General features: G+C 59.3%; 15 protein-coding genes. 9 read left to right on the top strand and 6 right to left on the bottom strand.

The window, feature by feature from the left end; all coding sequences use genetic code 11:
• Nucleotides 1-13: 13 nt before the first annotated feature.
• Both VEH04_01975 and VEH04_01970 read left to right on the top strand, forming a co-directional pair.
• Nucleotides 14-487 carry a globin domain-containing protein gene (locus VEH04_01975; protein HYG21520.1) on the top strand — a complete coding sequence of 158 codons (474 nt, stop codon included), beginning with the start codon at nt 14-16 and terminating at the stop codon, nt 485-487.
• Between the two features lie 33 nt (nt 488-520).
• Nucleotides 521-2,311 carry an SLC13 family permease gene (locus VEH04_01970; GenBank protein ID HYG21519.1) on the top strand — a complete coding sequence of 597 codons (1,791 nt, stop codon included), beginning with the start codon at nt 521-523 and terminating at the stop codon, nt 2,309-2,311.
• Here the strand turns inward: VEH04_01970 and VEH04_01965 are convergent.
• From VEH04_01965 to hisF, 4 genes are all read right to left on the bottom strand, one after another.
• Nucleotides 2,288-2,935, bottom strand: a complete 648-nt coding sequence (locus VEH04_01965; protein ID HYG21518.1) for a response regulator transcription factor — start codon at nt 2,933-2,935, stop codon at nt 2,288-2,290. The genes VEH04_01970 and VEH04_01965 overlap by 24 nt on opposite strands.
• Complete coding sequence (locus VEH04_01960; protein HYG21517.1) at nt 2,932-4,638, bottom strand: ATP-binding protein; 1,707 nt, start codon at nt 4,636-4,638, stop codon at nt 2,932-2,934. Before VEH04_01960 ends, VEH04_01965 begins: the two co-directional genes overlap by 4 nt.
• Before the next feature lie 106 nt (nt 4,639-4,744).
• The gene (locus VEH04_01955; protein ID HYG21516.1) at nt 4,745-5,113 is read right to left on the bottom strand and encodes a DMT family protein; all 369 of its coding nucleotides are present in this window, start codon (nt 5,111-5,113) and stop codon (nt 4,745-4,747) included.
• A 23-nt stretch (nt 5,114-5,136) separates the two neighbouring features.
• Entirely contained in the window at nt 5,137-5,910 is a 774-nt protein-coding gene (gene hisF / locus VEH04_01950; protein ID HYG21515.1) for an imidazole glycerol phosphate synthase subunit HisF, read from the bottom strand.
• A 119-nt stretch (nt 5,911-6,029) separates the two neighbouring features.
• Between hisF and VEH04_01945 the strand changes: the two genes are divergently transcribed.
• Both VEH04_01945 and VEH04_01940 read left to right on the top strand, forming a co-directional pair.
• On the top strand, nt 6,030-7,331 hold the full coding sequence (locus VEH04_01945) for an MFS transporter (protein HYG21514.1): 1,302 nt from the start codon (nt 6,030-6,032) through the stop codon (nt 7,329-7,331).
• A 135-nt stretch (nt 7,332-7,466) separates the two neighbouring features.
• Entirely contained in the window at nt 7,467-10,997 is a 3,531-nt protein-coding gene (locus VEH04_01940; protein ID HYG21513.1) for a TonB-dependent receptor, read from the top strand.
• Between the two features lie 6 nt (nt 10,998-11,003).
• On the opposite strand, the gene VEH04_01935 is transcribed toward VEH04_01940, so the two are convergent.
• Entirely contained in the window at nt 11,004-11,486 is a 483-nt protein-coding gene (locus VEH04_01935; GenBank protein HYG21512.1) for a hypothetical protein, read from the bottom strand.
• 214 nt (nt 11,487-11,700) lie between these two features.
• Between VEH04_01935 and VEH04_01930 the strand changes: the two genes are divergently transcribed.
• The 5 genes from VEH04_01930 to VEH04_01910 all read left to right on the top strand — a co-directional run bounded on the left by VEH04_01930 (nt 11,701) and on the right by VEH04_01910 (nt 19,241).
• On the top strand, nt 11,701-13,239 hold the full coding sequence (locus tag VEH04_01930) for a glycoside hydrolase family 28 protein (GenBank protein ID HYG21511.1): 1,539 nt from the start codon (nt 11,701-11,703) through the stop codon (nt 13,237-13,239).
• Between the two features lies 1 nt (nt 13,240).
• A complete protein-coding gene (locus VEH04_01925; protein HYG21510.1) occupies nt 13,241-14,611 on the top strand; it encodes an MFS transporter in 1,371 nt (456 codons plus the stop codon).
• Nucleotides 14,608-16,164 (top strand): glycoside hydrolase 43 family protein, encoded by a 1,557-nt coding sequence (locus VEH04_01920; GenBank protein HYG21509.1) that lies wholly within the window; start codon nt 14,608-14,610, stop codon nt 16,162-16,164. Before VEH04_01925 ends, VEH04_01920 begins: the two co-directional genes overlap by 4 nt.
• Nucleotides 16,165-16,259: 95 nt before the next feature.
• Nucleotides 16,260-17,780 carry an AAA family ATPase gene (locus tag VEH04_01915; GenBank protein HYG21508.1) on the top strand — a complete coding sequence of 507 codons (1,521 nt, stop codon included), beginning with the start codon at nt 16,260-16,262 and terminating at the stop codon, nt 17,778-17,780.
• 12 nt (nt 17,781-17,792) lie between these two features.
• Nucleotides 17,793-19,241, top strand: a complete 1,449-nt coding sequence (locus VEH04_01910; GenBank protein ID HYG21507.1) for a sulfatase — start codon at nt 17,793-17,795, stop codon at nt 19,239-19,241.
• Nucleotides 19,242-19,245: 4 nt separating this feature from the next.
• On the opposite strand, the gene VEH04_01905 is transcribed toward VEH04_01910, so the two are convergent.
• The coding region (locus tag VEH04_01905) for a helix-hairpin-helix domain-containing protein (GenBank protein HYG21506.1) at nt 19,246-20,382 on the bottom strand (1,137 nt) is incomplete at its 5' end.

Genomic DNA, 20,382 nt, shown 5'->3' with positions numbered 1-20,382 from the left:
TATCGTTTTGTGAATGAGCATGAGCCTGCACGGGAATCCAGCCGCAGCCGATCGGCTGACGCCGCACGAGATCGCGGTGCTGCGCCGGACGTTCGCACAGGTGCAGTCGCAGGGAACCATTGCGGCCCTGTTGTTCTACCAGATCCTGTTCGACCGGGATCCCTCATTGCGGGGCATGTTTCATACGAGCATCGAATTACAGGGCCGCAAGTTGATGGACGCGCTCAATTTCATCATCAGTTCCCTCGACTCTCCAGCCCGGCTGTCGTTGATGATGGAAGGGCTGGGACGCCGCCATGTGGCCTACGGCACCACGAAGGAACACTACAACACGGTGAGACTGGCATTGCTGCAGATGCTGGCGCAGACGCTTGGAACGGGATACACGCCCGAGGCAAGTGCAGCCTGGCAGAAGGCGCTTGAACACGTGTCGGCGATGATGCTGAGGGGAGCGGAGCGTTCTGCGCCGGCGGAGAGACCCCGTTGACCGCGCCGTGCCGGACCGGCAATGTGGGGCGCAATGACCTTGGAAATCGGGCTGTTGCTAGGCCTTATCGTCGTAGCCGTGGTTCTGTTCTCCACGGATTGGGTGCAACCCGACGTGGTGGCTCTTTCCCTGATGCTGACCCTGGTGTTCACCGGGTTGCTCCCGGCGGACCAGGCATTCGCCGGGTTTGGCAGCGACACCGTGATCATGATCCTGGGCCTGCTCCTGCTGACGGCAGCGCTCTGGCGAACGGGAGTCGTTGAGTGGGCGGGTGCGCGCATCCTGCGGCTCACCGGCACGTCGATTAACCGCGTGCTGATCGTGGTGATGCTTGCCACTTCGGGGTTCAGCGCGTTCATGAGCAACACGGCGGCAACGGCGTTTTTTGTTCCCGTTGTTCTCGGGATAGCCAAACGCGCGCAGATCAATCCGAGCCAGGTCTTGCTGCCCCTCGCCTTCGCGTCCATTCTCAGCAGCTCCGTCACCCTGATCAGCACATCGACGAACATCGTCGTAAGCGGCTTGATGGTCCAGCAACGCATGGCCCCCATCGGCCTGTTCGAACTAACCCCGGTTGGCCTCCCGATCGCATTGATCGGCCTGACCTACACGTTTTTCGTTGGCCGCAAATGGCTGCAGCATCGCACGGCCGGGGAGAAGGTTGAGGAACTCGGGATTCGTCCTTATCTGACTGAAATCATCGTTCTCGCCGGGTCGCCGCTCGTGGGAAAAACCCTCGCCGAAACCGGCCTCGGCAAGGACCTTGATCTGACGGTGCTGCGGCTTGTGCGCAAAGGCGCCGACTACCAGGTGCCGCGTTCGGACGTGCGCCTCGAGGCCGATGACGTTCTGCTCGTGGAAGGCCAGAGCGATGAGATCCTGAAGATCAAGGATGTGACGGGCATCGAAATCAAATCCGATGTCAAACTGTCCGACCCCACCGTTCGCAGCGAAGACACCGGGCTTGTGGAAGTCGTGGTTCTGGCACGATCACCGTTGATTGGCCGCACTTTGAAAGGGATTGGTTTCCGCGAGCGCTACGGCCTGCAAGTGCTCGGGATCAACCGCCATGGAACGACGCTTTTTCAGAAGATTAGCATCATCCCGCTGCGTGTGGGCGACACGCTGTTGATCCAGGGACGCCGCTCGCGCATCGCCGAGATGGAAACCGAAAACCTTTTCCGCGTCATCAGTGCGGTCTCCGACAAGCGCCCGCTGCGCAAACGCGCGCCGGTCGCGATGGCCATCTTCGTCGCCAGCCTTGCGGCGGCCGCCTTCAACATCCTGAGCCTGCCCGTTGCAGTCATGACCGGCGCCGCGCTCGCCTTTCTCACGCGCTGCGTCACGCCAGACGAAGCATATCGGGAGCTGGAATGGAAGGCTGTCATACTGATCGGCGCAATGCTGTCCGTGGGTGTCGCCATGGCGGAAACCGGCACAGCCAAGTACCTCGCGACGCTGATCGTAAACGGCGCGGGCAGCATGAACCCGCTTTGGCTTCTCTCGGGATTCTTTCTGCTCACCGTCCTTCTCACGCAACCCATGTCCAACCAGGCTGCGGCAGTGGTGATTGTTCCAATTGCAATTCAGACCGCGCTTCAGCTTGATCTGAATCCGCGGACATTTGCGATGATGATCACAGTGGCTGCCAGTTGCTCGTTTATGACTCCCCTGGAACCTTCGTGCCTGATGGTGTACGGGCCGGGACGTTACAAGTTCTCGGATTTTCTGAAGATCGGCACACCTCTGACGCTGTTGATCTTTGCGGTCGCGATCATCCTTGTGCCCCGCGTCTGGCCCCTAGTTCCGAACGCGGGCAGGTGAATTGAGCACCTCCAGAGCGCGCACGGTCGCCGCGTTGCGCCCTTCCAGGCCAAGCTTCTCGAAGATGTTGCCCATGTGCTTCTTTACCGTCTTCTCGGCCATGCCAAGAATGATTCCAATCTCAGCGTTGCTCTTTCCCTGCGATACCCATAACAACACTTCTGATTCCCGTTCGGTCAAACCGAGGCGCTTCAACGGTGCAGGTGAGGAAAAATCGGGCTGGAACCCGCGACCGCTGTGCGCCGCGTCCACCGATCGCCTCCGCTCGAGCCTCGCAGCGATCGCCGCGAGCAAATCATCGCGTGTTACGGGCTTGGTGAGGTAATCGTCCGCTCCGAAATTCATCCCGGCACGTATATCCAGCTTTTCGCTCTTCGCCGTCAGAAAAATGAAGGGGATGTCAGCGGTCGCCGATTCCTCCCGCAATGCCTTGAGAACTCCGTAGCCGTCCAGGTCGGGCATCATGACGTCGCAGATGATCAGGTCGGGCGTCTCGCGTCGCGCGAGCTCCAGTCCCAGCCGGCCATTTTCCGCGCTCAACACCGTGAAGTTCTCCATGGTCAGAATGGTCACGATATTCTTCCGCATCTGCGGCTGATCTTCGATGACAAGTATCCTGTTCATATGGCATCCATGGAAGCGGCAGCCTGTCGTTTCGTCTTTGTCGCGCCATTGCGAGTGTCACTGCGGCGCGTGCGAAAGAGCGGCAGGCGAACCGTGACGCGCGTGCCTTTGCCGGGTTCGCTGGAGATCGCAATCGTGCCGCTGTGCAGGTCGACACAGCTTTTCGCAATCACCAGGCCCAGGCCCGTCCCCGCGATGTCGCCAACGTTCTGCCCGCGATGAAACGCCTCGAACAGGCGTTTCTGATCAGATGCGGGAATTCCGATCCCGTGATCCTGAATTTCGAACACCGCGTCCCGCTCCTCGCGCCTGACCACAAACGTCACAACACTGCCAGCGGCCGAATATTTCACCGCATTGGACAGTAGATTGTTGAAGACATGGCGCAGGAGGGCTTCATCAGCAGACGCCTGACTCGCGCATCCTTCAACGGTCAATTGGATGGGACATTTGCGATGCGTCGCAGAGAGCTGCTCGTCGACGAGCCGTCGGCAAAAGCCCGCCATGTCGAGCGGTTCGGGATTGCACTGCATGCGTCCGGAATCGACCCTGCCGAGCAGAAGCACCTCATCCATCAAACCCGCCATCTGCTGCGCTGCGAATCCGATGTCCTGCAAATGGCCGGCGCGCTGCTCGCCCGGCAGCCGCTCAAAGTAATGCTCAAGGATTTCAGCCGACGAAACAATGACCCCGAGCGGAGTCCGAAACTCGTGTGAAACCACGTTAACAAAGTTTGTCTTCAGCTCGCTGAGTTCGCGTTCCTGTTCCAGCGCCATTCGCAATTCGGCTTCGGCGCGTTTGCGCTCGGTGATGTCCATGATCGCGGCGATCACGAGGGTCTCGTCCTCGGCTGGCATCCGGGCGATGCGAATTTCGCACGGGATGTCCCTGCCCGACCTGTCACGGTGCAACCATTCGAAAATCCGCGTCTCGCCATTAACTGCGGCCCCGATGTTCTCGCGTGCGACATCCTTGCTTGGGCGTCCATCGGCCTGCCTCGGCGGGCTGAGTTCGGCGGGCCCTGTGTCCAGCAATTCCTCGCGCGAAAGGCCAAACAGCCGGACGGCGTTGTCATTGGTTTCAACAAACTTTCCCGTTGCTGCGTTCAGCACCACGATCGCGGCGGGGGTGTGTTCAATGGCGGCGCGATACCGCGCCTCGCGATCCCGCACGGCGGCTTCCATCTTCTGCCGCTGGTCGGTCTCAATGGCGAGCGCCACGAGATGCGCAAAGCTGCGCGCCGCTTCCACTTCCATGTCGGTCCAATGACGCGGGGGACCCACATGCTCGTGACAGATGACGCCGTATAACTGGCCGGCGCGGTGAACCGGGACGTCGAGCATGGACGTGATTCCCAGTGGCTTGAAATAGGTTTGCTGGAATTCTGCAAGCCGCGGGTCCGACATCACATCGTGCGAAACGATGACATTCGAACGCGCGTTCAATGCCGCGAAATACCCGGGATAATCCCGGGCGTACAGCCGCAGCAGGGAACCTGCGTCACAATGCCGGCGGGAAAGGTAATATTGAAACTCCTGCTGAATCGACGACCCATCGCGTTCCATCCGCGAATACCCGACGCGTTCCACCTCCATCAATGCGGCTATCTCCCCGAGCAGGTTGGAGAGCAGTTCGGCAAGCGGCGTGACCCCAATCTGCGGCACGAACCCGTCAAAGATGGCTTTAGAGTGATTCGATGGCATGGCGTCTCTGGATGCGCGTGATTACCAAAAGATGGAAAAAAAGGGGATAAAAAAATCGCGCGTCCGTGAGTTTTCGGACACAGGTGCGGGCCGCGCGGGCCTGCGCCTATTGCGGATTCTTTGGCAGGAATGTGAACGCGACAGCCGCAAGGATGCAGAGAAAGGCGGCGATGTGGTTCCAGCGGATTTTTTCGTGCAGGTACAGCACCGCGAAGCCGCAAAAAACAACGATCGTAATCACCTCCTGCAGGATCTTGAGCTGTGTCGCGGAATAAACCGAGTGGCCCCACCGATTGGCGGGAACCATCAGGACGTATTCGAAAAACGCAATTCCCCAGCTCACCAGGATGACCAGCGCGAGCGGTTTGCCTTTGAACTTTAAATGGCCGTACCAGGCGAAGGTCATGAAGATGTTCGAGCACGCCAGGAGCAGGATCGGCAGGAGTCGGGAACCCAGGTCAGGAGTGGTATTCATGGATGTGCTGCGTTCGGCGCGGCTCAGAAGCGAACCGGGATTTTCTTTTCGGCAAGGAACCGCTTTACGTCCGCGACCGTATAGGTTCCAAAATGGAAGATGCTCGCGGCCAGGACCGCGTCTGCTTTGCCTTCGAGCAGCACCTCCGCCATGTGCTCCAGTTTGCCAGCTCCCCCGCTCGCCACCACGGGAACCCCGACTGCTTCACTGACGCGGCGCGTGATCACCAGGTCGAACCCCGCCTTGGTTCCATCAGCGTCGATGGAATTCAACACGATTTCGCCAGCTCCGAGCTTCACTGCATTCTGAGCCCATGCGACGGCTTCCAGTCCCGTATCCTTTCGGCCGCCGTGCGAGAACACCCGCCACTGGTCAGGCGCGATCCTCTTTGCATCGATCGACACCACGATGCACTGGCTGCCAAACTTTTCCGCTCCGCGCCGGATCAACTCCGGATCCACGAGTGCAGAGGAATTGATGCTGATCTTGTCAGCGCCAGCGCGAAGCATCGCGTACATGTCGTCGACCGATTTAATTCCGCCGCCGACCGTCAGCGGCATGAAACACTCGGCGGCGGCGCGTTCGATGACATCCACCATCGTCTTGCGGCCATGGGCGCTGGCGGTGATGTCAAAGAAAACCATTTCATCGGCGCCCTGCTCATTGTAGCGGATTGCGAGTTCCACAGGATCTCCGACGTTGCGCAGTTCACCCGATTCCGCTTTGCCAAACTGCACGCCACGGGTGACTTTTCCATCGTGGACGTCGAGGCATGGTATGACACGTTTTGCAATCACCACAGCATTTGAGCGGCAGCCGCAGCGCAGTGCAATCACTTTGCGCACGGCAGCCGTTGGGAACGCCGGACACACCTGCGCCCTTGCTGAGCGCGGAGATTTGCTGATAAACACGCGTCGTGTTTCAGCCCAGCCAAACAAACCCTAGCCAGCATCGGCGTCCCTGGGCGTGGATTCCGACGCTCTATCTTGCGGAAGGTTTGCCCAATGCGCTGGTCACGACGGTGGCGCTCCTGCTCTACAAGGCGCTCGGCGTGTCGAACACGAAAGTGGCTTTTTACACGGGACTTTTTTATCTGCCCTGGGTTCTGAAACCCCTTTGGAGCCCCCTCGTGGACCTCCTGCGGACGCGTCGCCTCTGGATTTGGAGAACGCAGATCCTGTTAAGCGTGGCCGCGGGAGCGCTCGCGTGCCTCCTGCCGGCATCGTGGTTTGTGCCAGGCTCGATTGTTTGCTTTTTTCTCCTGGCATTCAGCTCCGCCACGCACGACATCGCAGCTGATGGATTTTACATCCTGGCGCTGTCGGAGCAGGAACAATCCTTCTTTGTGGGCGTTCGCAACGCCGTATACCGGCTCGCCACCCTTTCAATGAAGGGCCCATTTATTTTCCTGGTGGCCGCGCTGCAGGCTGAACTCGGGAATGTCCGAACGGCGTGGATGATTGCGTTTGCAGGTCTGGCAATCCTCTTTGCGGCCCTCGGCATTTACCACAGGTCAATCCTTCCCCGGTCGGCGGCCGATCGGGAGGGATCGTGGGAAGGATCAACGCGTTTCTGGCGGGATTTCGTTGAAACCTTCCGCAGTTTTTTCGGGAAGAGACGAATAGGTGTCCTGCTCTCGTTCCTTCTTTTGTATCGCTTTGCCGAGGCACAATTGCTGCCGATGGCGCAAGCCTTCCTGATTGATTCGAACGAGTCAGGCGGGCTGGGCTTGAGCAACCGCGCATTCAGCATGGTGTATGGAACGGGCGGCGTCATCGCGCTCATGACGGGCGGGCTGTTGGGAGGCTGGGTGGTTTCACGGTTCGGGTTGCGCCGCTGTCTCTGGCCCATGGCATTTGCAACGCACGCTCCGAACGCGTTGTTCGTATATCTCGCATACGCGCTGCCGTCCAGCACAGGCGTGGTCGCGGCGTGCGTCGCCGCCGAGCAATTCGGATACGGTTTCGGCTTCACGGCGTACATGCTCTACATGATCCATATTGCTCGCGGCCAGCATCAGACTGCGCATTACGCCATCTGCACGGGGTTCATGGCGCTTGGCTTGATGCTGCCAGGCATGTGGAGCGGATGGCTGCAGGACCTGTTGGGCTACCCCCGTTTTTTCATGTGGGTGCTCATCGCGACACTGCCCGGGTTTATAGTGACGGCATTGATCCCGGTTCAGGAAGGGTTCGGCCGGAAACAAGATACCCGTTGACTGGATTCGCAAACCTTCTCCGCAGGACGTTTACGATTGTAAACCGGTTCCGTTTGTGATTTCGTATCGCCGCCTCGGACGAGGAGGATGGGCCAGCAGGCTGGCGCCTTCAGGAAACGTTAATGAAATCACCAAGTGAAACTGTCACACCAGATCACCTGCATTGTCGCCGTTGTATTGCTCTTTGAAGCCAGCACCTTGTGCGGATGGGGACAAAGTTCCCAAGCGGAGCAGATCCGGATTGTAGAATTACAGGGCACCGTGCAGGTCCTGCCTGCGGGGACTTCGACGTGGACACCGGGCGCGACAAACCAGCTTCTCTCGGCGGGCGACCGCTTGAGGACGAGCGCCAACAGCAGGGTGGCGCTGCGCTGGAGTGGAGAAAGCGTCATTCCATTCGGAGCGTCCACCGAGCTCGAAATCCTACCGGTGCGCGATGGGCAGTCCGGCCTCGAACTTTTCCGCGGTGTGCTTTCCTTCTTTCACCGCGACAAACCGGGACGTATTCGCGTTGTCACCCGGGGCGCCAGCGCGGGCATCGAAGGGACTGAGTTTGTGATGGCGGTGAATGGTCTGGGCCGCACGACGCTTTCTGTGATCGATGGAACAGTGACGTTTGGAAATGAACAAGCGACGCTGATCCTGACCAACGGGCAGCAGGCGGTTGCTGAACCAGGACGCGCGCCTGCTCCAACGGCCGGCTTCATCGTGAACCACGTGCTTCAGTGGGCCTTTTATTATCCGGCCGTCATTGATCCTGCTGAACTGGCGTTTGCGGATGCAGAACGCGCAGCCCTTGCCGATTCGCTTGCGGCGTATCAACAAGGCGACCTGCTCAATGCGCTCGCGCGGCATCCAACCAATGGAGCGCCTGCCTCAAATGCCGGGCGGGTTTTTCATGCGGCGTTGCTGCTGTCCGTTGGACAAGTGGAGCAGGCGCAATCGCTGCTGGCCGCGGTGGCGCCCGATGCAGTTCCGGAACAACGATCCGCTGCTGCCCTGCGGCTGTTGATCAACTCCGTTCGGCGGGATTCGTATTCTGGAATTTCCAATCCTGAAACCGCCTCGGAGCTTCTGGCCTCGAGTTATCACGCGCAATCGGGCGGCCTTCGCGGCGAGTCCCTCGAGCGCGCCCGCAGGCTGGCGCGCCAGGCCGCTGTAGTGTCGCCCGGTCTGGGATTTGCCTGGACCCGGCTCGCCGAACTGGAGTTCAGCTTTGGACGCCTGGCAGAGGCTCGCGAAGCGCTGACAAAAGGCCTTGAACTTTCGCCGCGAAACGCCCAGGCCCTCGCGCTCCAGGGGTTCCTCGAGGCCGCCGACAACCGCTTTGATGAGGCATTGACGTCGTTTGATCGCGCGATTGCTGTTGATTCAGCGCTCGCCAATGCATGGCTCGGGCGCGGCCTTTCCCGGATTCGCCGCGGCGATGTCACTGGCGGCCGCGAAGACCTGATGGTCGCGGCGGCGCTGGAGCCGCAGCGCGCGGAATTGCGCAGCTATCTCGGCAAGGCTCACGAAGCCATCGGTGATTTTCCGCACGCAGAACGAGAGCTTCAACTCGCCGCGGGATTGGATCCTAACGACCCCACGCCGCATCTGTATTCCGCGCTGGTGCATCATCGCAACAACCGCATCAACGAAGCGATTCGGGAACTGGAACGTTCACAGGAACGTAACGACAACCGCAGCATCGTTCGCTCGGAGTTGTTATTGCGGCAGGATCACGCAGTCCGCAGTGCGAACCTGGCCCGGATTTATGAAGACGCGGGCATGGGGGAAGTCGCAATGCGGGAAGCGTACCGCGCCGTTGCCTACGATTACGCCAACTATTCCGCGCATTTCTTCCTCGCCAACAGCTTTGAATCGATGAGAGATCCCAACCACTGGGATCTCCGCTTTGAGACGCCGGCATCTGCCGAATACAGGCTGGCATCTCTTCTTGCCCCGGTGGACGCCGGGCCTCTCTCGCCTGCCGTGTCGCAAAGTGAATACTCGCGCCTGTTCAATCGCACGGGCATCGGCCTGGTTTCGAGCACGGAATACCTGAGCCGCGGGGCGTGGATGCAAAGCTTTGCGCAGTACGGGACGTTTGACACCTTCAACTACAGCCTGGAAGGAGACTACCAAATCGATCCGGGACAGCGTTACAACAACGACCAGGAGACCCGTGCCCTTGGCCTCTCTTTGAAGCAACGGATTACCGCGCAGGACGATCTACTGTTCCATGTCAGAATTTCGGAAACCGATGCGGGCGACCTCGCAGAGGCGTACGATCCCGATGTGCGGGTTCGGGGCCGTTCACGGGAAACACACCAGCCAACGCTGGAACTTGGGTATCACCATGAGTGGAGTCCGGGGAACCATACATTGGTGATCCTGACACGTGAAGTGGACCATTATTCGGTGGCCTTCCCGGATCGTTCCCAACTGGTCACTGCTGTAGTCGACGGTGGCATCACCGGCGTCCATGCATTGCCGGCCGGGGGAACGGCAGCTAACAGCCAGGAACTGTACAGCGCTGAGGTTCAGCAAATTTTCCAAATGGGCGATCATCAGACGGTGCTCGGCGCTCTGTTTCAACACACCGATTTTCGCCTCGAGCAACTTGCCTTCGATATTGAGGGTACAGTTTTTTCCCCCGGCGCGATACTCGCCGACCAGGATGTGCGTGCGGAATTCCATCGCTACAGCCTTTACGGCTATCATTCGTGGCAGGTTGCGGAGCCGCTTCAGCTGACCGCGGGTCTCACGTATGACTGGATCAAGTATCCACGCTTTCTTTTTACACCGCCCTTCTGGGGAAGCGAAGATTCCGAGGATCAGCTCTCGCCAAAGGCCGGGTTCCTTTGGACGCCTCTGCCGGGAACGACCGTGCGCGGCGCCTATACTCGCTCGCTCACCGGCGGGAGCCTGGATCAGAGTCATCGCATCGAACCCACCCAAGTCGCGGGGCTGAACCAGGCGTTTCGGAGCCTGATTCCTGAATCCCTAAGCGGCGGGACTTCCGGAGGAGAGAACGACACGTTTGCACTGTCGCTCGAACAGAAATTCAAAACTGGAACCTACCTTGGCCTTCGGGGCGAATTACTCTATTCCGAGGTCGATCGCTGGCGTGGCAGCATCTACGTGGACCCCTTTGGTTTAGAAGACGATGTGCTTGTTCTGGTGAACGGATACGGCCTGCGTGAAAATATCGATTTTCGGGAACGCGCAGTGGTGTTTACTGCCAATCAACTGATCGGAACCGAATGGTCGGCAGGGCTTGTGTACCGGCTAACGCAGTCTGATCTGACGGCCACGCGCCCTGACACGCGGCACCTGCTGCCTGGCGAGTTCAGCGGCGGTTTTGTTCCTCACGAAGACGCGGAAAGCCTGATGCATCAGCTGGTCCTTCACGCGAACTTCAACCACGCGTCAGGACTTTTCTCCAGCTTTGAAGCAGTCTGGTTTCGCCAGCAAAACTCGGCGGATCTCTCCAGCCAGCCTGGCGACGACTTCTGGCATTACAACGTGCTTGGGGGGTATCGCTTCTGGCAGCGCCGTGCCAGCATTGCAGCGGGAGTTCTCAACCTCTCCGACGAAAACTACCATCTGCACTCGCTCACGGTTACCGGCAATCTACCCCGGGAGCGAACATTCATCGCGCGGCTGCAATTCAGCTTCTAGGAGGTTTCAAGGATTCCAGTCTACTTCGAGAACCAGCGGCTGCCCGTTCGTCGGAGGCGGCGGCGTGCTCTTGAGAAAAATCGTGAACTTGTATTGCTGCCCTGCATTGGCCGGGAAACTCACGGAGTTGGTTCCACACCACGACATGAGATTGCTGCGGCGGACGGCTTTCACGACGGAAACGTAGGGGGACGCAAAACCGGAGGAATCCGTGACAACGCAGTTGGTAGCTCCCGCGGGCGCCGTGAACCAGATCGTCCCGGAAGCCGAGTTCGTGATGATTGCGAATCCTGTGTAAGGCCCGACACACGCGGTGGAGCCGCTGGTTCCGTTAAATCCGCCGCAGTTATTCCCACCGATTCCCAGAGTGGCGGTCCGAACGGCAAATGAGTTCGATGTCAGCCCGGGTTCGGAGTTGCTCACGCAGCCGGCAAAAACAAGCAAAGCGGAGGCAGCAAATCCAATTTTTATACAATTCGTGATTTTCATGTTCGGTTCCTTGGGATGCAAGTTCCTTGCCGGAATCATGGATGCAGGGATTTCTTCTGACAAGGCTGAGCCCGAACTGCCGTTTTGACCCCCATCGAAAGAACACGGCACTCCGGCGGCCATTGGCTGGAAAGGCGTGAGGCGGCCGATTTTTCAATGTGCTTTGCAGAAGTGGCGGTTTCCTCAGCCATCGATCGTGTCTACTCTGCGTCCCATGGCACGCCCGCTGTTGATTGTCTTCCTGACGCTTATGGCCGCCGCGGTTCGACTGCAGGCGCAGAACCAATCGCCGACGGGTGGCGGATGGGCCGGCTTGCCGCGGATTCTCGAACGCATTGTGCCACCGACGTTTCCGAAGCACACGGTCTCCATCATGGATTTTGGGGCGATTGCAGGTGCGAAAACGAACTGCGGGAAATCGTTTGCTGCTGCCATACGGGCCTGCTTTGAAGCGGGAGGCGGGCGCGTCGTTGTGCCGGCCGGCAAATTCCTCACGGGCCCAATTCACCTTCGGAGCAATGTGGAATTGCATCTGAGTGAAGGCGCCGAAGTGATTTTCAGCGACCGCATCGAGGACTACCTGCCAGTCGTGTTTGTGCGCGTGGGCGGGATTGAACTCTACAACTATTCGCCGCTCGTCTACGCGCGGGGTTGCACGAACATCGCGATTACAGGAAAAGGACGGCTGAATGGCAATGCCCGCGTGTGGTGGGATTGGAAGACGCGGGAAACAAAGCAATTTTTTGACATGGGCGCACAGGGCGTGCCCGTGGAACAGCGTGTTTTTGGAACGGCCGAAGCCGCGATCCGCCCGAGTTTCGTCAGCTTCGTTGACTGCACCAACATCCTGCTTGAGGACTTCACGATCGGCAGCGGCCCCAACTGGACCATTCATCCAATCTACTGCCTGAACACGACGATTCGCCGCGTGTGTGTGGAAACCGATGGGCCGAACAACGATGGGGTCGATCCCGATTCGTGCGTGGACATGTTGATCGAGGATTGCACCTTCAGCACGGGTGACGATTGCGTGGTTCTGAAATCCGGCTACAACGAGGACGGCTGGCGCGTGAATCGCCCCACGGAAAACGTGGTGATGCGGCGCTGCTACAGCAAGCGCGGCCACGGCGGGCTTGTGATCGGCAGCGAAATGTCAGGCGGAGTGCGGAACGTCTTCATGTACGACTGCGAGTTCGATGGCACCGACCGCGCCATCCGCATCAAGTCGCGCCGCGGTCGCGGCGGCATCGTGGAGAACGTGTTTGCCCGCGATCTCAAGGTGCGGAACATGCAACGCGAGGTCGTGATAATGAACATGGATTACAGTTCGGACCGCAAGCAGGCCGCCAATGAAAAGCCCCCGCTGTTCAGGAACATGGTCATCAGCAACGTAACGGGCGACGGCGTACCGACCGCCATCGTGATTTCAGGACTCGACGACTCCCCGGTTGAAAACATCCGTTTCGAAAACATGAACATCCATTCCACAAAGGGCGTCGTCGCGCATCACGCCAGGGGATTGGTGTTCACGAATGTCCAGGTCACCCCAAAGGCCGGCGCGGTTTTCTCGCTCACGAATGTCTCGGGCATTCGGATACAACAGACTGCTGCGCCCAGGGATTCACCCTTGTTCCTGCAACTCGAAGGTGCCGCCTCGCGCGACGTCGTGCTCGAGAACTGCGATCTCACCCATGCCCGCGAAAAGGTCCGCACAGGCCCTGCCGTGTCAAAAGACGCGGCAGTGATCCGCTGAAATGCAAGCCGCGCCTTCCCAGCACACTGCCGCACCCGGAACAGCGAAAAGCCCGGGACATTTCCGATGGGCCATCTGCGGCCTCCTCTTTGCATCGGTGGCGATCAATTACATCGATCGCAACATCATCGGCATCCTCAAGAAGCCGCTCAGCGATGAGCTCGGATGGGGCGAAACGGATTACGCACATATCGCCTCGGGGTTTCAACTGGCCTACGCATTCGGTTATCTTCTTGGCGGACGCTTCATGGATTGGATGGGCGTCAAGCGCGGCTTGCCGCTGGCGGTGCTCTTCTGGAGCCTGGCTGCTGCGGCCCACGGGCTCTGCACCTATATCCCGCTCGACGCAAATGTTCCCATTTCCATCCCATGGACGAGCATTTCCTGGACGATTCCGGGAACCGTGTTTGGGTTCATGGCGGCGCGCGTCGCCCTCGGCCTCGCGGAAGGCGGAAATTTTCCGGGCGCGATCAAAACCGTTGCCGAATGGTTTCCCGTCAAGGAACGCGCACTTGCGACGGGCCTGTTCAATGCGGGAACGAACGTTGGCGCAATCATCTGCCCGATTGCGGTTCCGTGGATGTACAAAGCGTGGGGCTGGCCCATGACATTTTACGTAACGGGTGCGCTCGGGATCTTCTGGCTGATTGCCTGGTGGTGGCTTTACGACAATCCTGAAAAGCATCGCCGCCTTTCAGAGGGAGAACGGGATTACATCCGATCGGGCCAGCCGCAAACAATCGAAAAGAAGGAATCGGTTCCCTGGCTCTCACTGCTGGGATATCGCGCCGTCTGGGCCTATCTCGCTGCCAGCATTCTCGCTGGCCCGGTGTGGGGCATCTACATGTTCTTTTTGCCCGATTTCCTGCAGAAGAAATATGATTTGCCGCTCGTCCAAGTCGGCAACTGGACCGCCGTCTTTTACCTGATCGCTTCCTTCGGCGGCATTGCGGGAGGGTGGCTATCCGGGCGGCTCCTGACACGCGGCTGGACAATCAATGCGGCGCGCAAAATTTCGCTGCTGGCGTGCGCCCTTTCGGTGCTGCCCATTTTCCTCGCGCCGCACGTGCCCAGCATCTGGCTGACCGTCATCATCGTTGGCATCGCAGGTTCCGCGCATCAGGGCTGGTCCGCCAATCTCTTCAGCTTTGTTTCAGACACCATGCCGAAGAAGGCAATCAGCTCGGTCGTCGGCCTGGGAGGCTTTGTAGCATTCCTGACGGGAGCATTTGTGGCCGAGCTCATTGGCGTGATCCTGAAGAAAACGGGCAGCTACGCATCCATCTTTGCCGCGGCCTCAATCATGTACCTGCTTTCCCTGACCATTCTCCACCTGCTCGTGCCGCGAATCGGCGGCAAATCGTCCACATGAACCTGACGACCGAGCGCTCGCGGCCGATCGCCGATGTGGCGATCCATCATCCCTGGTTTCCAGACCAGGGTGACGGCACTTACCGCAATCCCGTGCTGTGCGCGGATTATTCTGATCCCGATGTTGTCCGCCGCGGCGATGACTTTTACCTGGTAGCGTCGAGTTTCAACTGCACGCCCGCGCTGCCAATCCTTCATTCGCGCGACCTCGTCAACTGGACGCTCATCGGCCACGCGTTGAAAAATCTGCCGCACGAGCGCTATCGCGAGGTTCAGCACGGATGCGGAATCTGGGCGCCTGCGATCCGCTTTCACGCGGAAAAATTTTGGGTTTTCTTCCCGACACCCGACGAGGGGATTTTCGTTGTCACTGCGAAAGATCCGCGCGGACCGTGGTCCGAACCCCGGCTCGTGCAGGAAGGCAAGGGATTGATCGATCCTTGTCCGCTCTGGGATGACGATGGCTCGGCATATCTGGTGCACGCATATGCGGGTTCGCGTGCAGGCATCAAACACATGCTGCGCGTGCGTCCGATGGCACCTGACGCCTCGCGGTTGCTGGGCGAAGGTCAGATCGTCTTTCACGCACCCGAGCGCCATCCTACGGTCGAAGGACCAAAATTTCTCAAGAAGGACGGATGGTATTACATACTCGCGCCAGCGGGCGGAGTGGAAACGGGCTGGCAACTTGCGTTGCGATCAAAAGCTGTTTACGGGCCTTACGAGGAACGCGTCATCCTGGAAACCGGCAGCACGGGCGTCAATGGCCCGCATCAGGGCGCTCTCATCGATCTCCCGGTCGGCGACTGGTGGTTCATGCACTTTCAGGACGCAGGCGTCTACGGACGGATTGTCCACTTGCAGCCTGTGAGGTGGAATGACGGCTGGCCGCTTGCAGGAAAGGATTTCGACGGTAATGGCGTCGGCGAACCCGTGGCTGTGCACGCAAAACCGAACGTCGCACATCGAGGGCCCAGAACAGCACCTGAGACATCCGATGAATTCGACGCACCCCGTCCAGGACTGCAATGGCAATGGCATGCAAATCATGACGACGCATGGGCGGATCTGACCGTCCGTCCAGGATGGCTCCGGCTGATCGCGCAATTCAGCACGGATGGCAATCTTCTGCGATTGCCCAACCTGCTGCTGCAAAAGTTTCCCGCGGAATGTTTTACTGCCGACACAGTCATCGAACTCGATGCGGAGGACGGCACCGAAGCGGGACTGGCAATCATCGGCAAGACGAGCGCCGCAATAGCCCTTCGCGCGATGCCGGGGGGCACCCAGTTTGTCTTCCGTGTCAACGACACTGACACCATTCTCAGCGCCAACTCGCCGAGCCGCCTCCACTTGCGCGCCTGTGTTTCATCGACCGGAATGACTCGATTTGAGTATTCCGAGGATGGTGCCCGGTTCACGCCCGTTCCTGGATCGTTTGCTGCAACGAAGGGCTATTGGATCGGCGCGAAGATCGGCTTGTATTGTCTGCGGCGAAACGCAGGGGGCCAGGGATTTGCGGACGCCGACTACTTCAGGTTCTCGCCGCTTTGAGGAGGGTTGCCTCGGAACGCGGCGCGGAACTTTCGGCTGGACGGCAGATTTTGCTTGAACATGCTCCGCTTTAGCACGACTTCTGGACGTGCATCATGAGCTTTTCGACTCCTCGATTCTCCCGGCTTGAAGCTCCTCTGACAGAAAGTCCGCTGCAGGATCTGGAGGCTGTGATTCGCTCTCGAGTCCCCCTGATCGCCATTGAAAGCAATGAAGAACCTGAGGTGGTCCGGCTGGTTCGCCGAATCGGCCAGCGGCTGCAGTTGAAGGCATATCGCTGGACAGTGTCGGATGGATTGCAGGCATTCGAACCTTGCGATCAACCCCGTGAATCAGTGCGCCGTTCAAACGAACTCCTGGCCTTCATCCGCGCCGACGCGTCGCACAGCCTGTTCGTCCTGCTCGATTTTCATCCCTTCATGGATGATAACCTGCACGTGCGGCAGCTCAAGGACATCGCGCTAAATTACACCAAGCATTATTGCACGGTCATGCTGGTGGGTCACACGTTGCGAACACCGGAAGAACTGCGTCCCTACACAGCGACATTCAAGCTGCCGCTTCCGACGACGGACGAACTGCGGGCAATTGTCCTGGATGTGGCGGCGGAATGGGGCGCGGCGAATGGACGCCGCGAAGTGCAGACGACGAACAAAGCGCTCGACCTGCTGATACGAAACCTCGCCGGCCTGAGCGCGAGCGACGCGCGGCGCATTGCCCGCAAGGCAATCGAGGACGACGGCGCTATCTCTGAATCGGATCTTCCGGCCGTCGCGCGCGCGAAATACGAACTGCTAAGTCACGACGGACTTTTGGCATTCGAACACGACAACGTCGGACGCAATGAAGTCGGAGGCCTGAAGCGCCTGAGCAACTGGATCGACGCGCGAAAGAGCTTTTTTCATGGCGAGAACGACGTTCTCGACCCGCCTCGCGGCGTTCTCCTGCTGGGTGTGCAAGGCTGCGGAAAAAGTCTCGCTGCAAAGGCGATCGCGGGAATTCTTGGCGCCCCGCTTCTCCGCCTCGATTTTGGCGTGCTCTACAACAAGTATTACGGCGAAACCGAACGCAACCTGCGCAAGGCACTTGATATGGCAGAGGTCATGGCCCCTTGCGTCCTGTGGATGGACGAAATTGAAAAGGGGATCGCAACCGACAGCGATGATGACGGCGTGTCGCGCCGCGTGCTGGGAACACTGCTGACGTGGATGGCAGAGAAGAAGAAGTCCGTGTTCCTCGTTGCGACCGCCAACGACATCACGCGGCTGCCGCCCGAACTCGTGCGGAAGGGACGCTTCGACGAAATCTTTTTCGTGGACCTGCCGAGTGACGCGAACCGTCGCGAGATCTTCGAGATTCATCTGCGCAAACGAAAGTGCGGGGCCGGCGATTTTGATGTCGCGGCTCTGGCTTCCGCAGCAGAAGGATTTTCCGGTTCTGAGATTGAGCAGGCGGTTGTGTCGGCAATGTATGCGGCGCACGCGAATGGCCGAACGTTGGAGCAGCAGGACCTCATCAACGAACTTCAACAAACCAGGCCGTTGTCTGTCGTCATGGCGGAATCCGTCGCCGCCCTTCGCGCCTGGGCTGCGCCCAGGACGGTTCCCTGCGACTGACCGAATCCCGTTATGAGATCCAACGTTTTGCTGTCGTTGCTCGCCACCTTGGCCGCACTTTGCAGCGGTACGCTTCCCGCAGCGACGAACCCGCCGAACGTGTTGTTCCTGATCTCTGATGACCTGCGAACGGAGTTATCGTGCTATGGCAGTTCGCTCGCTAAAACTCCCAACATTGACAGGCTGGCTGCCCGTGGCGTGCGGTTTGATAGGGCCTATTGCCAGTTCCCCCTGTGCAATCCTTCACGGGCATCGATGCTCACTGGACGCCATCCGAGCCGCACCGGCGTCCTGGGAAACCGCGCCGATTTCCGGACCTTGCACCCCGGCATCGTCACGCTCCCGCAGTTGTTCAAGGAAAACCGATTCGCAGCACTCCGCGCCGGGAAAATTTTTCATGGAGGCATGGATGACCTCAAGTCCTGGACGGAAGGCGGCGACCCGCAGAGAATCAGCGACGACGCCCGACTCCTGCCCAACCCTGCGCAGGACATAATGTTCATCCAGGATCGCTCCATTCCAGAAAGCGTGGGGCAGAGGCGCGCGCGCAATTCGGATCGATGGATCGTGCTGGAGGGCGACGGAGAATCGCATGGAGATTACCGCACAGCCGACCGCGCGATTCAGTTCCTGCGGGATCACACGAACAAGCCGTTCTTCCTGGGCTGCGGGTTTGTGAAGCCACACAGCCCGCCTTCTGCGCCCAGGCGATTCTACGAGTTGTATCCGACGAACCAGATTGAACTGCCGCCGGATTTCGCGACGCGGCCAACGGTGCCTGAGGGATTTCCGCGGGCAGCCATTCGCCAGCGGAACGCAGACCTTTTCATGGGTCGCGAGGCCTCACCCGCGGAGGCGCGCCAGATGATCCAGGCCTACGTGGCGTCAACTTCATGGATGGACTGGAACGTGGGCCGGGTGCTGGACGAACTTGATCGCCTCGGTTTGCGGGATCGCACAATTGTGGTGTTCTGGGGCGACCACGGGTACCAGCTCGGCGAGAAAGGCAAATGGTCAAAGGCGGGGTCACTCTTTGAGCAAGGCACGCGTTCGCCGCTGATAATTGCCGCGCCGCGTGCAAAAGGAAACGGGAAGGCATCGCAGCGCATTGTTGAAGCCATTGATATTTACCCTACGCTCGCCGAACTCTGCGGTCTGGACGTCCCGTCGACGGTTGACGGCCGCAGCCTGGCGTCGCTACTGGAGAACCCGAGTGCGGAATGGAATCATCCTGCATTCACCGTGTGGAGCGAAGACGGGAGGACGTTCCATGGAGTATCCGTTCGAACCCCCAAGTATCGGTATGCGGAGTTTCAGGGCGGCGGCGGAGGCGCGATGTTGTTCGATGAAACAGCCGACCCGCACGAGCTCAGGAATCTTGCTGACGATCCAAATTTTGCCGGGATCAAAGAGGAGCATTCGCGGCTCATCCGGGATTACATCCAGCGCATGCAGCAATGACTGGCTATTGGCTTCCTTTGCTGCGATTCAAAGCTTCCGTAAACCAATCGACCGACTGCGCTTTAGCGGGCTTCGCTGGCATCCTCGGCGCGGGCTGACCTGGCGTTGTGCGTCCCGCCGGTGCCGGTCCTAACTGAGGCGCAGCCTTCATCGACAGCGCAATCCGCTTTCGTGGCAGGTCGACTTCCGTGACGGTCACGGCGACCTTTTGATGCACTTTAACGACTTCGGCAGGATCCTTGACGAAGCGATCGGCAAGCTGGCTCACGTGCACAAGACCGTCCTGATGGACACCAATGTCCACAAACGCGCCGAACGCCGTGACATTGGTGACGATGCCGGGCAGCTTCATTCCGGGTTTGAGATCCTCCATTTTCTCAACGCCCGATTGAAAGGCGAACACTTCGAACTGGTGCCGCGGATCCCGCCCGGGTTTCGCCAGCTCCGCCATAATGTCATTCAACGTGGGCAGGCCGACGGTCTCGGATGCATATTTCTGCAATTGAATTTTTTGACGGAGGGCGGCGTTCGTGAGTAGATCGCGAACCGAGCAATTCAGATCGCGCGCCATGGTATCAACGATCAGGTAACTCTCGGGATGCACAGCGCTGGCATCGAGCGGGTGCTCGCCGTCGTGAATGCGCAGAAATCCAGCGGCTTGTTCAAACGCCTTCGGCCCAAGTCGCGGCACATTGCGCAGTTCGGCGCGGGATCGGAAGGGCCCGTTCTCATTGCGATAGGCAACAATGCCCGCCGCCAAGGCCGGGCCAAGACCCGACACATAGCTGAGCAATTGCTTGCTGGCCGTGTTTAGCTCCACGCCCACGCCGTTCACACAACTCATCACCACGTCGTCGAGACTCCGCTTCAAGCCGCCCTGATCCACATCGTGCTGATACTGTCCCACGCCGATCGACTTCGGATCCAGCTTCACGAGTTCAGCCAGTGGATCCATAAGGCGGCGGCCAATCGATACGGCGCCGCGCACGGTGACGTCATGGGCGGGGAATTCCTCCCGCGCGACTTCGGATGCCGAATAGATGGAGGCGCCGCTTTCGTTCACCATGACGATTGGGATGGCTGCGGGAAGCTTCAGCGCGCGGACAAATGTTTCAGTTTCGCGGCTCGCCGTGCCGTTGCC

It is taken from the genome of Verrucomicrobiia bacterium (assembly GCA_035629175.1).
Classification (GTDB): Bacteria; Verrucomicrobiota; Verrucomicrobiia; order Limisphaerales; family DASXHY01; genus DASXHY01.
The sequence above is the reverse complement of the archived record's forward strand: the minus strand, read 5'-3'. Positions and strand labels throughout refer to the sequence as shown.

Excerpts from the sequence above, each read along its gene's own strand:
- VEH04_01955 (HYG21516.1), bottom strand. The coding sequence starts at position 5,113 with ATGAATACCACTCCTGACCTGGGTTCCCGACTCCTGCCGATCCTGCTC.
- VEH04_01925 (HYG21510.1), top strand. The coding sequence starts at position 13,241 with ATGCAAGCCGCGCCTTCCCAGCACACTGCCGCACCCGGAACAGCGAAA.
- VEH04_01965 (HYG21518.1), bottom strand. The coding sequence starts at position 2,935 with ATGAACAGGATACTTGTCATCGAAGATCAGCCGCAGATGCGGAAGAAT.
- VEH04_01960 (HYG21517.1), bottom strand. The coding sequence starts at position 4,638 with ATGCCATCGAATCACTCTAAAGCCATCTTTGACGGGTTCGTGCCGCAG.
- VEH04_01935 (HYG21512.1), bottom strand. The coding sequence starts at position 11,486 with ATGAAAATCACGAATTGTATAAAAATTGGATTTGCTGCCTCCGCTTTG.
- VEH04_01970 (HYG21519.1), top strand. The coding sequence starts at position 521 with ATGACCTTGGAAATCGGGCTGTTGCTAGGCCTTATCGTCGTAGCCGTG.
- VEH04_01920 (HYG21509.1), top strand. The coding sequence starts at position 14,608 with ATGAACCTGACGACCGAGCGCTCGCGGCCGATCGCCGATGTGGCGATC.
- VEH04_01910 (HYG21507.1), top strand. The coding sequence starts at position 17,793 with ATGAGATCCAACGTTTTGCTGTCGTTGCTCGCCACCTTGGCCGCACTT.
- VEH04_01915 (HYG21508.1), top strand. The coding sequence starts at position 16,260 with ATGAGCTTTTCGACTCCTCGATTCTCCCGGCTTGAAGCTCCTCTGACA.
- VEH04_01975 (HYG21520.1), top strand. The coding sequence starts at position 14 with ATGAGCATGAGCCTGCACGGGAATCCAGCCGCAGCCGATCGGCTGACG.
- VEH04_01930 (HYG21511.1), top strand. The coding sequence starts at position 11,701 with ATGGCACGCCCGCTGTTGATTGTCTTCCTGACGCTTATGGCCGCCGCG.